Origin of the sequence: Paraburkholderia bengalensis (genome assembly GCF_037126505.1) — a bacterium.
Lineage (GTDB): Bacteria > Pseudomonadota > Gammaproteobacteria > Burkholderiales > Burkholderiaceae > Paraburkholderia > Paraburkholderia bengalensis.
This window is the reverse complement of the sequence record NZ_JACFYJ010000010.1, coordinates 70,246-86,000: the sequence shown is the minus strand read 5'-3', so window position 1 is coordinate 86,000 and position 15,755 is coordinate 70,246. Positions and strand designations below refer to the sequence as shown.

General features: G+C 64.4%; 12 protein-coding genes. 4 read left to right on the top strand and 8 right to left on the bottom strand.

All coding sequences use genetic code 11. The annotated features are described in order from the left end of the window. The first annotated feature begins 1 nt into the window (after position 1). On the top strand, positions 2-883 hold the full coding sequence (locus H3V53_RS09215; protein ID WP_336597692.1) for an ABC transporter ATP-binding protein: 882 nt from the start codon (positions 2-4) through the stop codon (positions 881-883). Beyond that, positions 880-1,638 carry an ABC transporter ATP-binding protein gene (locus tag H3V53_RS09210; RefSeq protein WP_336597691.1) on the top strand — a complete coding sequence of 253 codons (759 nt, stop codon included), beginning with the start codon at positions 880-882 and terminating at the stop codon, positions 1,636-1,638. Before H3V53_RS09215 ends, H3V53_RS09210 begins: the two co-directional genes overlap by 4 nt. On the opposite strand, the gene H3V53_RS09205 is transcribed toward H3V53_RS09210, so the two are convergent. After that, positions 1,635-2,807 (bottom strand): 4-hydroxybenzoate 3-monooxygenase, encoded by a 1,173-nt coding sequence (locus H3V53_RS09205; RefSeq protein WP_336597690.1) that lies wholly within the window; start codon positions 2,805-2,807, stop codon positions 1,635-1,637. The genes H3V53_RS09210 and H3V53_RS09205 overlap by 4 nt on opposite strands. Positions 2,808-3,024: 217 nt before the next feature. On the opposite strand from H3V53_RS09205, the gene H3V53_RS09200 reads away from it, so the two are divergent. Then, positions 3,025-3,390, top strand: coding sequence for a BON domain-containing protein (locus H3V53_RS09200; RefSeq protein ID WP_054923949.1), 366 nt, complete (start codon positions 3,025-3,027; stop codon positions 3,388-3,390). Positions 3,391-3,418: 28 nt separating this feature from the next. Here the strand turns inward: H3V53_RS09200 and H3V53_RS09195 are convergent, their stop codons facing one another. Both H3V53_RS09195 and H3V53_RS09190 read right to left on the bottom strand, forming a co-directional pair. Beyond that, the gene (locus H3V53_RS09195) at positions 3,419-3,880 is read right to left on the bottom strand and encodes a (2Fe-2S)-binding protein (RefSeq protein WP_336597689.1); all 462 of its coding nucleotides are present in this window, start codon (positions 3,878-3,880) and stop codon (positions 3,419-3,421) included. After that, the gene (locus H3V53_RS09190) at positions 3,868-6,174 is read right to left on the bottom strand and encodes a xanthine dehydrogenase family protein molybdopterin-binding subunit (protein WP_336597688.1); all 2,307 of its coding nucleotides are present in this window, start codon (positions 6,172-6,174) and stop codon (positions 3,868-3,870) included. Before H3V53_RS09190 ends, H3V53_RS09195 begins: the two co-directional genes overlap by 13 nt. Positions 6,175-6,337: 163 nt before the next feature. Between H3V53_RS09190 and H3V53_RS09185 the strand changes: the two genes are divergently transcribed. After that, on the top strand, positions 6,338-6,646 hold the full coding sequence (locus tag H3V53_RS09185) for a hypothetical protein (protein WP_336597687.1): 309 nt from the start codon (positions 6,338-6,340) through the stop codon (positions 6,644-6,646). Positions 6,647-6,741: 95 nt separating this feature from the next. Here H3V53_RS09185 and H3V53_RS09180 read toward each other — a convergent pair whose 3' ends face one another. The 5 genes from H3V53_RS09180 to H3V53_RS09160 form a co-directional block, all read right to left on the bottom strand. Further along, positions 6,742-8,019: a virulence factor family protein gene (locus tag H3V53_RS09180; RefSeq protein WP_336597686.1), complete on the bottom strand. Its 1,278-nt coding sequence runs from the start codon at positions 8,017-8,019 to the stop codon at positions 6,742-6,744. Next, the gene (mprF, locus tag H3V53_RS09175) at positions 8,016-10,610 is read right to left on the bottom strand and encodes a bifunctional lysylphosphatidylglycerol flippase/synthetase MprF (RefSeq protein WP_336597685.1); all 2,595 of its coding nucleotides are present in this window, start codon (positions 10,608-10,610) and stop codon (positions 8,016-8,018) included. Before mprF ends, H3V53_RS09180 begins: the two co-directional genes overlap by 4 nt. Before the next feature lie 612 nt (positions 10,611-11,222). Then, positions 11,223-12,782, bottom strand: a complete 1,560-nt coding sequence (locus H3V53_RS09170) for a DHA2 family efflux MFS transporter permease subunit (RefSeq protein ID WP_336597684.1) — start codon at positions 12,780-12,782, stop codon at positions 11,223-11,225. A 71-nt stretch (positions 12,783-12,853) separates the two neighbouring features. After that, entirely contained in the window at positions 12,854-14,185 is a 1,332-nt protein-coding gene (locus H3V53_RS09165) for an HlyD family secretion protein (RefSeq protein ID WP_336597683.1), read from the bottom strand. A 34-nt stretch (positions 14,186-14,219) separates the two neighbouring features. Next, a complete protein-coding gene (locus H3V53_RS09160; protein ID WP_336597682.1) occupies positions 14,220-15,728 on the bottom strand; it encodes an efflux transporter outer membrane subunit in 1,509 nt (502 codons plus the stop codon). Between the last annotated feature and the right edge of the window lie 27 nt (positions 15,729-15,755).

Below are 15,755 nucleotides of genomic sequence, written 5' to 3'. Positions count from 1 at the left end.
CATGCGCCCGAACGACACTTCAGAACCGCTGTGCGAAATCGACGATCTGCGCATCGCGTTTCGCACGCACGACGGCAAGATGAACGAAGCCGTGCGCGGACTTTCGTTGACATTGAACCGGGGCGAGCGGCTTGGCATCGTCGGTGAATCGGGCTCGGGCAAATCGCTGACGGGCCGCGCGCTGCTCGGCCTGCTGCCGCCCACCGCGCATTGCACGGCGAAAGCGATGCGCTTCGACGGAAACGATCTGCTGGCCCTTCGCGCCGACAAGCGGCGCCGTTTGTGCGGTCAGCAGATGGGCATGATCCTGCAAGACCCGAAGTATTCGCTGAACCCTGTGATGACGGTTGCGCAGCAGATGCGCGAGGCGTTCGCGCTGCACGAGCCGAAGCTCGGCCGCCGCGCGATGCGCGAGAAAATCATCGCGGCGCTGGAGGCCGTGCATATCCGCAATCCCGAGCGTGTCGCCGATTCATATCCGCATGAGCTGTCGGGCGGCATGGGCCAACGCGTGATGATCGCGATGATGGTGTCGACGGGGCCGCGCCTTCTGATCGCCGACGAACCGACCAGCGCGCTCGACGTGCTCGTGTCGATGCAAGTACTCGCCGTGCTCGACGAGATGATCGCGAAGCATCACACGGGCCTCATTTTCATCAGCCACGACCTGCCCCTCGTGATGTCGTTCTGCGATCGCGTGGTGGTGATGTACGCGGGACGCGTCGTCGAGACCTGCGGGGCGCGCGACCTCGTGCATGCGCAGCATCCTTACACGCGCGGACTGCTCGCCGCGAATCCGCCGCTTGTCGATCCGCCCGCCGAATTGCCCGTGTTGTCGCGCGACCCCGCATGGCTCGACGACGCGCAAGGAGCCCGCTCATGATCGATGTCGATGCATTGACCGTGCGCTTCAGGACGGCGGCCGGCGCCGTCGATGCCGTGCGCAACGCCAGTTTTCATGTCGGAGAGGGCGAAGTGTTCGGGCTCGTCGGCGAATCGGGCTCGGGCAAGTCGACCATTCTGCGCGCGCTCAGCGGGCTCACGCCGATCGCTCACGGCACGGTCCGTATCGCGCAGCAAGGCACGCAGACGCTACGGCGCGATGTGCAAATGGTGTTTCAGGACCCGTATGGCTCGCTGCATCCGCGCTTCACCGTCGACCAGACGTTGCGCGAACCGTTGCGGATCAGCGGAATCGGCGAGCACGAGGCGCGCATTGTCAATGCGCTGCGCGAAGTGGGACTGAATGCGTCGTTTCGCTTTCGCTATCCGCATCAACTGTCTGGCGGACAACGGCAGCGCGTCGCGATTGCGCGCGCGTTGATCGTCGAGCCGCGCGTGCTGCTGCTCGACGAGCCGACTTCGGCGCTCGACGTCTCCGTGCAGGCGGAAATTCTGAACCTGCTCAAGCGCCTGCATCAGGAGCGCAATCTGACGATGATTCTCGTCAGCCACAATCTCGCCGTCGTCGGCTTTCTGTGTTCGCGCGTCGCGATCATGCGCAATGGCGAGATCGTCGAAGCGCTGAATGTGGAACGGATTCGCGCGCAACAGGTGGACAACGAGTACTCGCGCAGCCTGTTGCTCGCGACGGGCGGCTATCGGCGCAATGCAGCCGAAGCACCCGGCGTCGCTTAAACGGGCACCGCGCCGACATAGTTCTCGGCCATCGATATCGCCGCGCTGCGCGAGGTCGTCACGTGCTCCAGTTCCGCGACTTGCAGTTGCTGCTCGAACGGTGATGCATCGTCGAGCCGATGCATCATGCGCGTCATCCAGTACGAGAAGTGCTCGGCGCGCCAGATGCGCTTGAGCGCCGTTTCGCTATAGCGTTCCAGCAGATCGTCGCGATCTTCCTTGTAGAACGCGCGCAATGCCTCGGACAGAACGCGCACATCGGAGACGGCCAGATTCAGGCCTTTGGCGCCCGTCGGCGGCACGATGTGCGCGGCGTCGCCGGCAAGGAAAAGCCGGCCGTGCTGCATCGTCGTCGATACGGCACTGCGCATGCCGACAATGTTCTTCTGGAAGATCTTGCCTTCGACGACCCTGTGCCCTTCGTCCGAATCGACGCGTGCGTGCATTTCGGCCCAGATGCGATCGTCCGACCAGTTGTCCACGGTGTCCTTCGGATCGCATTGAAAGTACATGCGCTGCACGTTATGCGAGCGCGTGCTGACGAGTGCGAAGCCGCGTTCATGCCGCGCATAGATCAATTCATCCGACGTAGGCGGCGCTTCGACCAGAATGCCGAACCAGCCGAACGGATAGACGCGTTGATAATCGCGGCGCAGCGCTTCGGGAATCGAATGACGCGCAATGCCCTGCGAGCCGTCGCATCCGATGATGAAGTCGCAGTGCAACGCATGCGCTTCGCCTTGATGGCGATAGCGGATAGTCGGCGTCGTGCCGTCGATATCGTGCAGCGATACGTCCGACACGTCGAAATGCAGGGCGCCGCGCGCGGCCAGTCGCGCCGCCACCAGATCCTTGATGACTTCGTGCTGCGCGTAGACGGTGATCGCTTTGCCCGTCAGATCCATGAGATCGATGCGCCGGCGCTTGCCCTCGAACGCGAGTTCGAAGCCGTGATGCAGCGCGCCTTCGGCTTTCATGCGCTCGCCCACGCCCGTTTGCGTCAGCAGATCCATCGTGCCCTGTTCGAGCACGCCTGCACGGATCGTCGATTCGATCTGCTCGCGGCTGCGCGATTCGAGTACGACGGAGTCGATGCCCTGCAGGTGGAGAAGATGGGAAAGAAGGAGTCCGGCGGGACCGGCGCCAATGATGCCGACTTGAGTACGCATGTGTCTGTCTCCTGAAATGCGCGTGCTTTTGATGTGTGTCAGAGTGTGCCGGCCAGGCTTTTATCGAGCAACGCAATAGCACGAATAAGCGTTATCTCTATTCGCGATAATAGAGTGCTACGGGTTTTCCCTTAAAAACGCATGCAACGTTGGTGGAAAGTAGATTGTTGGCTATCTTTGACTGAGCGGTTCCAGAGGCGAACAAGGAGAAGCAATCATGAAGACCCGCAATATCCTGCAACTCGTTGCCGTACTCGCAGGCGTGGCGCTGACATCCACTGTCTACGCGCAAGCCAGCGATTCCATGTCGATGGCGTCGGCTCCGGCAGCGAGCACGTGGAAGGGGAAATCCACGCCGGAGGACAAGAAGCTGGCCCGCGATGTCCGCAAGGCACTGGCCAAGGCGCAGAACTTCGATGTGTCGAATGTGTTCGTCAAGGCGCGCGGCGGCGCCGTGCTCCTGACGGGTTCGGTGAAGGACGGCTCGCAGATCGCGCAGGCAACGCAAGTGACGCAAGGCGTGCAAGGCGTCTCGTCGGTGAGCAACAAGCTCACGCTGTATTCGAAAGGCAATCAGCAGTAACGCGTAGACCGCACACGGCGGGGCCGGCTCAGCTGCTCCTGACTTGCCCCGTCGCTTCGAGAATCGCCTGCCTGATGCGCGGATAGGTGCCGCATCGGCAGATGATGCCGTGCATCGCGCAGTCGATTTCTTCGACGCTCGGCCTCGGGTTGCGCCGGATCAATGCGCTCGCGGCCATCAGTTGCGCGCTCTGGCAATAGCCGCATTGCACGACATCGATACGCAACCATGCTTCCTTGAGCGCGCGCACGTGCGGCCCCTGCAGACCTTCTATCGTCGTGACGCTGCTCGCGCCGATGTCCGCGAGCGTTTCCTGACACGACGTCTTCGCCTGCTTGCCGACATGCACGGTGCACGCGCCGCACACGCCTACGCCGCAACCGAATTTCGTCCCCGTCATTTTCAGTTCGCAGCGCAAGACCCACAGCAGCGGCGTGGCGGGAGCGGAGCGCACCTCGATCGTCTTGCCGTTGAGGTTCAGCCTGGACATGTCGCCTCCACGGAATACAACGGCATCTGCAGCGGCAAGCTGCGAAAACGCGTACCTGTCAACGCGAACAGCGCATTCGCAACAGCGGGCGCGATGGGCGGCACAGCGGCTTCGCCGACGCCTTGCGGATGACCTTGCGACGGCATGATCGCGACGACGATGTCGGGACATTCGTCCATGCGCACCACGTCGAACGCGCTATAGAGACTTTGCACGACGGCGCCGTCGTCGAGTGTGATGGCTTCCTTGAACGCGGCGGACAGACCGAACACGATGCCGCCTTCCACCTGTTGCCGGATCAGATTGGGATTCACGGGCATGCCGCAATCGATCGCGCAATACACGCGATTCACCTTGATCGTATTTCGCGCTGCAAACGACACGTCCGCGACCTGCGCCACCACGCTGCCGAATGCTTCGTGCAACGCAACGCCTCGCGCGTGCTTCACGCCTTTGTCGGACCACACTGCGGGCGCACGCCATGCCGACATGCCCGCTACTTTCTGCAGCACGGCGAGATGCCGTGGATGGTGTGTCAGCAGACCCGCGCGAAAGGCAACGGGGTCTTTGCGCGCGGCCACCGCCAGTTCGTCGATAAAGCTTTCGACAAAGAACGCCTGATGCGAATGCCCAACGGAGCGCCAGAAGCCGACGGGCACGGGCAATTCGATTAGCCGCTGCCCGATCCACACGTTCGGCATTTCATAGGGCTGATCGAATGCGCCTTCGGACATTGTCTTGTCGACATTGAAGCCGAGATCGGGAATGCCGTAGTTGCGCGCGAGCCACTTCGCGACAATCGACTGGCTCACCGACGTGTTGTGCCACGCGATCAGTCGCCCTTGCGCATCCAGCCCTGCCCTGAAGCGCGACAGGCACGCGGGACGATAGAAGTCGTGGCGCATGTCCTGCGGACGGGTCCATAGCGTTTGCACGGGACGCCTCTGCCCCTCGCGCGCAATCGCAACCGCCTGCGCAATGAAGTCGACTTCGAGCCTGCGGCCAAACGCGCCGCCGATCAGCTGCTGCTGCAAATCGACATCGTCGGTGCCGATGCCTAGCAGACGCGCGATATGCATGCGCGCCACGGCAGGCACCTGAGTGGCGGCCCACACGGTCGCCTTGCCGTCCTTCACCTGCGCCGTGCAGTTCACAGGCTCGAGCGCCGCATGCGCGAGGTAAGGTGCGCGATATTGCGCCGTCACCGTTTGTGCGGCCCGGCTCAGCGCTGCTTCGACGTCGCCGTGGCGGTACCACGCGTGACCTTCGCTCTCGTCGAGCGCCTGCGACAGACGCCTGTCCACCTCGGCGTCCGTCAGGCCCCTGGTCGGACCATCGTTCCACTCGATCGTCAGCACGTCGAGCGCGTGCATCGCCACAAACATGTTGTCCGCGATCACCGCGACGCCGCCCGTGCCGCCGTTGAATGCGCCGACGGCAAAGACCTTGTGCACGCCGGGCAGCGCCGCCGCCGCCGAGCCATCGAAACGCCGGACGGTGCCGCCGGGCGTCGGGCACATCGCGATGCTCGCGTAAAGCAGGCCATCGGGCACGACGTCGATGCCGAACACGGCGCTGCCGTCCATTTTCGACGCCGCCTCGATGCGCGCCAGCGGCTTGCCGATTAGCGTGAAGCTGGCGGGATCTTTGAGCACGGGCTTGCGCGGCATCGGCTGGCGCGCCGCTTCCGGCGCGAGTTGCCCGAACGTTGCGCGGTGTCCCGCGTCGTGCAGCACGACGCCTTTTTCGACGCGGCAATCGGCGGGCTTCACATCCCAGCGCTGCGCGGCCGCCGCGATCAACATGGACCGCGCGCAGGCGCCCGCTTCGCGCATCGGCTGCCATAAGTCGTTGATGGTCGATGAGCCGCCCGTCATGATCGTGCCGAAGTCGCGCGCCAGCTTGCGCGTGAACCAGATGGCCAGTTCCTTCGCGACGCCGTCGTTGTCGGGGCGAAACGGCAGATCGCCCGTCACGTTTTCGATGTTGTTATAGATGCTGTCGAGGGGCGCGTTGGCGACGCGGATATCCGCCCAGTTCGCATCCAGCTCTTCCGCGACGAGCATCGCGAGGCCCGTATGCACGCCTTGTCCCATTTCGGCCCTGCACATCATCACCGTGACGGTGTTGTCGGCCGCGATCTTCACGTAGCCATTGAGCGCCGCTTCGCCGGCACGCACGGGCATCGGCGCCGACGCGACGAGCCGCTGGCGCGGCGGCAGCGCGGACCACCCGATCACCAGCGCCCCCATGGCGCCCACACCGCCTAGCAGAAAGGTTCGACGCTTCAGCATGGCATCTCTCAGAGGAATCCAGCGTGGACACCCGTAAAACGCACCAGCCGCGGCTCAACTGAAACACTGAAAAATCAGTGCGCGTCAACGTTCATATTAGTGCGCGCAGTGAAAATCGCCGTATTCGATTCAATGAGAAATTCCGACTGAAAAGATTGCGACGATGCGCAAATTCCCGCAATGCCGCTTCGGGCAAAAAGCGCGCAGAGCGCAAAAAGCGCATTCGTCCGCATCGCGGATAAAACGGCGGAAAGCGTTGCGCGGCAAGGGTTTGGCGTGTGTCTGCCGCGATGCTGCGGCGCAATCTGGAGCGAATGGCATATCGCTTGCATCAGTAGAGGCCAAGCGCTGTGTCACGACGACCTCTTGGTCTCGGCAGTCGCACAGGGAGAAAGAGATGCCTTATCTGATCGGTTGGTTGCTAGGTGTGCCGCTTATCGTCCTTGTGATTCTGTATCTGATTTTCCACTAAGGACGCACAGCTATCGCGGTCATTGCGACCGTGTGCAACGACATCGCAGGCGCGGCGACTGTACATGCATCGATGCACAGTCGCCGCTTCTCATGTCAGGCTCCGCCCGCCTGCTTTTTCAATGCGTTGAGAATGCGCTTTTCGAGCGCGACGTAGTCGTGCCCGAAGTGATGATCGCCCGACGTCCGAATCACTTCGACACCCGTCTTCGTGAGCGTTGGGCAAAGCGTGTCTTCCTCGTGCTCGCCGTAGAAGCATTGCACGATCTTCGGCGGCAGACGCGCGAACTCTGGCTTGACCTGCAGCGCCTTGTCGCCGGCGGGCATGCCGAGCCAGCCCGTCACGCGAATCTGGAAGTCCGCTGCGGGCGCGAAGCCAAGCAGCGAAATCAGTGCGACCTTCGCGCGCGCGGCGTCGGGCAAGCGGTTGTAGGCGAACGGCATCACGTCGGCACCGAACGAATAACCAACCAGCGCGACATGGTCCGCATGCCAGCGCGTCGAATAGGTTTGAATCACGCGAGCGAGGTCGCGGCTCGTTTGCTGCGGCGAGTGCTCGGACCAGAAGTAGCGCAGGCTGTCCCAGCCGATCACGGACACGCCATCCTTCTGCAGTTCTTCGGCAATCGTCTTGTCGAGGTCGCGCCAGCCGCCGTCGCCGGAAATGACGATGGCCATCAGGCGCGTCGGATGCGCTGCGGGCAGTTCGATCAACGGCAGGTCGGAGACGTCCTCTTCCTTCATCGCGCTTGCGCGCAGATGCGGCGACGTCAGCTCGACGATGCGCTGCGTGCCGGCGGAAGCGTTCGCGTCCGTTTCGGCAAAGCCGGGCAGGCCGGGGCCGTGCGTCACCGTCGGGTCCGGCGGGCAAGGATTGAAGCGCTTGTCGAGATCGCGCTGCGCCGCCACGGAGACCGCGCCCGCTACCGTATTCTCGGGCGCCTGCTTCAACACCTGCATCGCGAGCGTCGCGCCCTGTCCCGTGCCCGCGACGATCGGCATGAAATAGCGGTTGGACTGCACCTGACGTTCGAGCTGATGGCTCACCGCTTCGGCATCGCCGACCAGCTGATGGCACGTCTCCTTGTTCGCGGCGAGGTTCGCTGCGTACTTCGCCGTGTCGACGCCGACCACCATCGCCCCGTTTTTCGCGAGCGCGTCGGCGGCCTGCTGATCGGCGGGATGCCAGCCGGTTTCGCGCGAGAACAGCACGACGAACCCGCGTACGTCGCCCGTCGGCCTGGTCACCGCGACGTCGCCATAGCGGCCGCCCGACACGGTTTCATAGGCGTGCGCCGCAGGTGTCACGGCAACGAGCGAGCACAACGACACGCTCGCCAGTGCGGCGAGCCGGTAAAACTTTTGCATGATCATGAACGCCGGCCCCCTGCCAGCAGCGAAAGGTCCGCGAGCGTGAAGAACACGCCGACAGAACCGGATGCAGCGAGATAGCGCGGCTCCCAATGAGGCTGGAACTTGCTCTTGAAGGCGCGCAGTCCGCGGAAGTTGTAGAAGCGGCCGCCGAAGCGCCACACGATGTTGCCCAAGCGGTGCCAGCGCGACGCGAGCGGCGTCGGCGACATGCCGGAAAACGGCGCGATACCGAGACTCAGCGAGCGGAAACCCGCCTGCTTCAGATGCAGCGCGAGCTGCGTGAACAGATACTCCATCGCGTACGGCGAAGCCTGCGGCACGTGGCGCATCACGCCCACCGTGGCCTCCGTATTCATGTCCGTCGTCATGAACGTGACGAACGCGACGGGCTCGTCGCCCTGGCGCACGAGCATCACCGATTGCGCGGCGAGATAGTCTTCCGTGAAGGCCGCGACCGAGAAGCTCTTTTCGCGTGCATCGCGGCTGTCGAGCCAGTCGTCGGAAATCGCACGCAGCGTGTCGATCGAATCGCGCACGCGCGACGGTTCGATCACTTCGACGGAGAAGCCGTCGCGCTCGCCGCGCTTTAACGCATAGCGCAGATGCGCGCGATGCGAGCCCTTCAGATCGAAGTCGTCGAGCACCACGTGCGCTTCTTCGCCGAGCTTCATCAGCGTGAGACCGGCGTCGAGATAAAGCGGCAGCGCGTTCGCGCGCACCTGATAGAACGCCGCGCGGCCGCCGTGCGCGTGCGCGAGCGCGACGAACTTGCCGATCAGTTCCGCCCATTCGCAGCGCGGACCGACGGGGTCGTGCAGCGCGGCCCACGTGCGTCCGTACTTCGCGTACATCAGGAACGCCTGGCGCGATTCGGAAAACAGGAAGCTCTTGTCGCCCATCAGCGCGAGACCCGCGTCGCTGCGCTCCTGCGCGCGGAAGATGCGCGCGGCGTCGTCGAGATCCTGTTTGGCGGGCTTTTCGAAGCGGCCCGCAGCGGGGCGCAGCAGTTGCCAGAACGCGAACGTCGCGGCAAAGAGACTCGCGGCGAGCGTGGCGCGCAGCGCGCGCGGCGCGCGTTCGTCGAATGCGAATTGCCACCACAGGTCGCGCGTATAGGGCACGTCGCGGAACGCGAACAGCATCACCCAGACGGCGAGCATCAGTACCATCGCAACCGACACGAGCCAGCCCGCCGTGAAGCGCTCGGCGAACAGCGACGAGCGGCGATTGAAGCGCGAACGCGTCGAAACCAGCAGTACGATCAACGTCGTCAGCACGCCCGCTTCGACAAACGCGAGACCCTTTGCCAGCGACAGCGCGAGACTCAGCACCGCGAGGCCGAGCGTGAGCCACCACGCCGCATCGAGTCGGCGCGACAGACCGCGCGCGACGAACAGCAGCGCGACGCCGACCATGCTGCACAGCATCTGTGAGCTTTCGAGCACCCACAGCGGAACCAGATCGCGCAGGATCGCGATGCGCTGCCAGAACGCGGGCGTCGCACTCGAAATCACCAGCATCCCGCCGACCACGAACGTCACGAGGCTCAGGAACAGGGGCGCCAGCTGCGACACGGCCGCCGCGTGATGCAGCGGCAGATGCTTCTTCAGCGCGCGCCCTTCGAAGCCGGCCAGCAACCCCGCCGACACGATCAGCGGCAAGCCGAAATAGATCGCGCGATATGCGAGCAGCGCCGCGACCATGAAGTGCGTCTGCACGCTGCCGCCGAGCGCGAACACCATCGCCGCCTCGAACACGCCCACGCCGCCCGGCGTATGGCCGATCATGCCGAGCAGCATTGCCGCCGCGTAAATCGTGATGAACGACACGAAGCTCACGTGCGTGTGAGGCAGCAGCGCCCACAGCGCGAGCCCCGCCGCGACGACGTCGAGCAGCAGCGACAGCACTTGCGCGACGAAATCGCGGCGCGCGGGCACGTCGAACGACAGCCAGCTCCAGCGCGTGCGAATCTCGCGCGCGTTCCTGCCGCACGCGAGCGTCATCAGTCCGAGCACCGTCAGCAGCGCCGTGCCGCCCCACGCCAGCGCGCCAGTCGGGCTGTGCAGCATGGGCGCGAGCGTCGGCGCGTCGCACACCATGCCGAGCGCCGTCATCAACACGAGGGCGAGTGCAAGCGACACGCTCGTGAAAACGGTCATGCGGCCGATTTGCGCGGGCGTCACGTCGGCGACCGCGTAGACGCGCGCGCGCACCGCGCCGCCCGTCAGCGCGCCGAAGCCCGTTGCGTTGCCGAGCGCCGAGCCCGCCGTCGCGCCGATCCACAGCGCCGCGCGCGGCACCGCCTTGCCGACGTAGCGCAGGCCCACGGCATCGCGGCCCACGAGCGCGATGTAGCTCAGGACCGTCGCGCCGAGCGCCGCCGACCATTCGCCTGCCGTCAAATGGCGCAGGTGCCGGATCACCGACTTGTAATCGACGGCCTGCGACAGATGCTGGAGCACGATCAGCAGCAGCACGCAGACGCCCAGCGACAACGCCGGCGACAACAGGCGCTTGCTGCCTGCGGCGGCGCAGGCTCGCTTGAGCAGCGCGGCGGCGCGGCCACCAGAAGAACGGGGATGGTCAGACATGGATGAATCCGGGTGTTGCCTGACGCCGCAGCGAAGGTCTCGTTGCTGTGGCATCGAATACGGTTGGATTTCGGAGCGATCCGGACGCGAACACGGTCCGAGCCTCGCTGTTTCAACTCTTTACAAATGGACAACGGCAATTTGCCCAAAAGGTTGACATCGGGAGCGACCCGAAAACGATTTTTTGCAGTTTCTGCTTAAGAAATCCTGATGCGGCTGACAATCTGGATGAAATTGAGCCGGATTTTCCAGCGAGGAAAAATGGTGGCGGATCGGCCGGACTTGTCGGCGGGGCGCTGCGAGCCCGCATGGTTCCTCGCTTTGCGGCCTGTCGCGCCCGACGGGTGTACCGGTTCGTACAAACCCTGACGGCGGCGTCGCGTGCGCTCGCGTCTTTCGGGCAGGGACGCACGATACCAGATTTGCCCTTACGTTTACCCTTATTCAATGTTCCGACGGCTTTCATCTGCATGCTGCGGGTGAAAGGGGCGCAGCGCCAAATGTCAAACGTCAAGCGTCAAACGTCAAATGCGGCCCAGAAACGAGAAAGGCCCCGGTCGCGATGCGAACCGGGGCCTTTCTCCTTTTAACTCAACCGTCAATGCGCAGCGGTCAATGCGCGCCCGCTGCTGCACCGCCGCCGCCTCCCTTGCCCGGCTTGGTCAGCCAGATCAACGGAATAATGACGATAAAGATCATCGACGACAGCCAGAAGATGTCGTTGAGCCCGAGCATCGCGGCCTGCGCGTTCATCGACTGCTCGAAGAAGGCTCGCGCCTGGTCCATGCTGCCGCCGAGCGTCGCGTGAATGTTGGCGAGTGCGCCCGTGTAGGCGGGATTCGTCGCGGCCGACTGCTCCGCGAGCTGCGCATGGTGCAGGATCGTGCGGTTGTTCCAGCCCGTCGTGATGAGCGACGTGCCGACGCCGCCCGCGAAGATCCGCGCGAAGTTCGACAGTCCCGCTGCAGCCGGAATCTTGTTGGCGGGCAGGCCCGACAGGATGATCGCCGTCAGCGGCACGAAAAAGAGCGCGGTGGGAATGCCTTGCAGCAGCGTCGGCAGGATCAGCGTCCATGCATCGACGCCCGTCGTGTAATTGGAGCGCATGAAGAAGACGCCTGCATAGCCGATGAATGCGAGCGTCGCGAGCACGCGCGCATCGGACTTCGGCATGACCTTCGCCATCACGGGCGCGAGCAGCACGGCGAAGATGCCGAGCGGCGCCGTAACCAGCCCCGCGTCCACCGAGCGATAGCCGAGATAGCCCTGAATCCACTGCGGCAGAATCACCAGGTTCGCGAAGAACACAGCGTACGCAACCGAAATCGCGATCGTGCCGCCGCGGAAATTGCGCTGCGCGAACAGCCGGAGATCGACGATCGGGTTTTTCTCCGTGAACTCCCAGATCAGGAAGAACAGGAAGCTGACCACCGCCACGATCGTGAGCACCCAGATCACGGGCGAGTTGAACCAGTCGAGATCCTTGCCCTTGTCGAGCATGATCTGCAGCGACGCCACCCAGACGATCAGCGACAGCAAGCCGACCTTGTCGATGGGCAGCTTGCGCGCCGGCGATTCGCGGTCGCGATACAGCATCCACGTCACGGCGGCAGCGAACAGGCCAACAGGGATGTTGATGTAGAAAATCCACGACCACGAATAACTATCCGTGATCCAGCCGCCGAGCGCCGGGCCCGCAATCGGGCCGACCGTGGCCGTCATCGCCCACAGCGACAGCGCCGTCGAACTCTTCTCCTTCGGATAGGTGCCGAGCAGAATCGCTTGCGAAAGCGGTGTCAGCGGGCCGGCCACGGCGCCCTGCAAGATGCGCGCGGCCAGCAGCACGGTCAGGTTCGGCGCGATGCCGCACAGCCACGACGAGAATACGAACAGCACGATCGACGCGACGAACAGCTTGATCTGCCCGACGCGCTGCGTGAGCCAGCCTGTTAACGGAATCGACACGGCGTTCGCGGCGGAAAACAGCGTGATCACCCACGTGCCTTCATCGACGGACACGCCGAGGTTGCCGGAGATGGTCGGAATCGCGACGTTCGCAATCGACGAATCCAGCACGTTCATGAAGGTCGCGAGCGCGACGGCGAGCGTCGCGAGGACCAGCTTGCCGCCTGTGAACGGCTGCGGCGGCGCAAGTTGCGGCGAGGGTTTCATGGTTTATCTGACATGTCAGTTAAGTGAACGGGCGAGGACGCGATCGCGATGCATCGCGTCCTCCGTGGCGATCAGCCGGCGTGTTGCGCCGGTGCGGCGCGGCCAGGCTTTTCTGCTGCTTCGCGCGCGGCCATCGGCCGGAGCGATGCGGCTTTACTTGCTTGCGCTGCTTGCGCCGGGTGCGTCGGCACGATGTTCTGGGCGATGATCCGCTCGATTTCGGAGTCGGCCTGTGCGCCGTATTGCGCGAACACATCGGTGCGGTAGGTCGTATTCAGCGCGGCGCCGAGCTGCGGCCCGGTGTCGTCGCGCGTGTCGACGTCGACGTCCATCGACAGTCCGATGCGCAGCGGATGCGCTTCGAGTTCTTTCTGGTCGAGCTGGATGCGCGCGGGCAGGCGCTGCACGACCTTGATCCAGTTGCCCGTCGCGTTCTGCGCCGGCAGCGTCGCAAACGCGCTGCCCGTGCCCGCCGAAAAGCCGACCACGCGGCCGTGGTACTGCACCTTGCCGCCGTACACGTCAGCCGTCAGCGTGACGGGCTGACCGATGCGCATGTTTCGCAATTGGCTTTCCTTGTAGTTCGCATCGACCCACACGCCGTCGAGGGGCACGATGGCCATCAACGGCGTACCCGGCGACACGCGCTGACCGACCTGCACCGAACGCTTCGCGACGTAGCCCGTGACGGGCGCAGGCAGCGTATTGCGCGCGTAAGCGAGGTAGGCGTCGCGCACCTTCGCGGCGGCCGCCTGCACGTTCGGGTGCTGTTCGATCGTCGTGCGATCCGTCAATGCGCGGTTCGCTTCCGCCTGCTGCCGCGCGGCATCGAGCGCGGCCTGCGCGGCCGTCACGGTGTCGCGCGCATGCGCGATGTCTTCGGCGGAGACGGCCCCCGTGCCGGCAACAGCCTGCCGGCGACGCAGATCGTCTTGCGCGCGCGCCAGATCCGATTGCTTCTGCGCGACGTTCGCGGCGTAGAAATCGTTGTTGACGTACAGCGTGCTCACTTGCCGCACGGTCTGCCCAAGTGTCGCTTCGGCGTTGCCGAGCGCGATCCTGGCGTCGGCGTTGTCGAGCGTCACGACGGGGTCGCCCGCCTTCACGATCTGCGTATCGTCGGCATTCACGGCAACGACGGTGCCCGTCACCTGCGGCGTCAATTGCACGAGATTGCCGCTGACATAGGCGTCGTCGGTAGACTCGTGATAGCGCGCGTAGGTCATGTAGTACGCGCCGTACGCCGCAGCGGACGCGACGATCGCGGCGCCAAGCAGCGAGAGCAGCAATTTGCGCTTGCGCGTGTCCGGCTCGCTGACGGCGGCGGCGCCCTTCGGCGCTGCCTCGGGCTGCGTCTGCGACGCTTGCGTCGTCTCGCGCTCCGGGGTGATGATTTCGCTCATTTCGATTTCTCCAGGCAGGTCGATAGGTCGCCGCTCATTGCGCGGCGACGGCAGGCGTTGCAGTGGCGGACCCCACGGGTGTGTTTTGCGTTTCGTTCGACGTATCGACGAAACCGCCGCCAAGCGCGGAGGCCAGCGCGATCTGCTGATCGCGGCGGTCCATGCGCAGATTCGCGACGGCCTGATCGGCGCTCAACGCGTTGACGTCGGCGTTCAATACCGTCAGCTGGTTCGTCAGACCGGCCTTGTATTGCACGAGCGCGAGCTGGTCGGCTTTGCGCGCGGCATCCTGTGCGGTCTGTGCATCGACGAGCTGGCCGTCGGTCGAACGCACGTCGGCGAGCTGCGTCGCGACTTCGCTCAACGCAGTGACGAGCGTCTGGTTGTACGTCGCGACGGCGTAGTCGAATTCGGCGTAGCGGCCCTTCAGTTGCGCGCGCAGCTCGCCGGCATCGAAGATGGGCAGATGGATCGCCGGGCCCACCGACGCCGTGCGGCTCGCTGCAGTCAAAAAGCGGCCGAAGCCGAATGCGTCGAGGCCGATGGCGGCGCTCAGGTTGATGTCGGGATAGAACTCGGCCTTCGCTTCCTTCACGTCATGCGTCGTCGCATCGACGCGCCAGCGCGCGGCGACGATGTCCGGCCGGCGGCTCACGAGATCGGCAGGCAGGTTGTCGGGCAGACGCACTTCGTCCCCCGTGCCGAGCGCCGGGCGCGCGATCTGCAGGCCGCGGTCCGGACCCGCGCCCATCAGCGCGGCGAGTTGATAACGTGTCGTCAGGATCTGCCCGTCGAGGGATTTCAGCGCGGCGCGGCTCGTGGCCAGATTGGCCTGCGCCGTCTTGCGTTCGACTTCCGTGTCAAGGCCCGTCGCGATGCGGCCCGCCGTGATCCGCTCGATCTGCTCGCGCTGCGCGACTTCTTCCTGCGCGATGTCACGCAGCGCATAGAGCCGCGCAAGCTGGTTGTACGTACGCGCAAGCGACGTCGTCAGCGTCAGCTTGACGACTTCCGCGTCGGCCTCGCTCGCCTGCAACTGCGAAACGGCCGCCTTTAGGGCCTCGCGGTTCTTGCCCCACAGGTCGAGATCGTATGACGCGCTCAACAGACCCTTGTTTTCCGTCTGCCAGGAGCCGCCATACGGCGGCGGCACCAGCGCCGTGCTCGAAAATTGCTGACGCGTCAGCGAATAGCTCGCGTCGACGCGCGGCATCGTGCCCGCCTTCGCCGTCTCGCTGAAAGCCGATGCCGACGCGACGCGGGCGCGCGCCTGGTCGAGCGTCGGGCTGCTCTTCAAGGCCTCGTCGATGAGCGACTTCAGTTGCGCGTCGCCGAACTGGTCAGCCCAGTTCGCCGCAGGCCAGTGGCCCTGCTCCGAGGGAAGGCTCTGTTGCGTGGCGTACTGCTGCGGCTCGGCCGTCTTCGCGTCGCTATGAATGCCCGCATAGTTCACACATGCCGACAGCACCGCAGCGAACATGGCCGACACACCCACTTTCAGCGCACGAGACGCGTGGCGCCTCGCGTTTGATTGAACGTACATTGTCTGACCTATCAGATATTTGAGTAA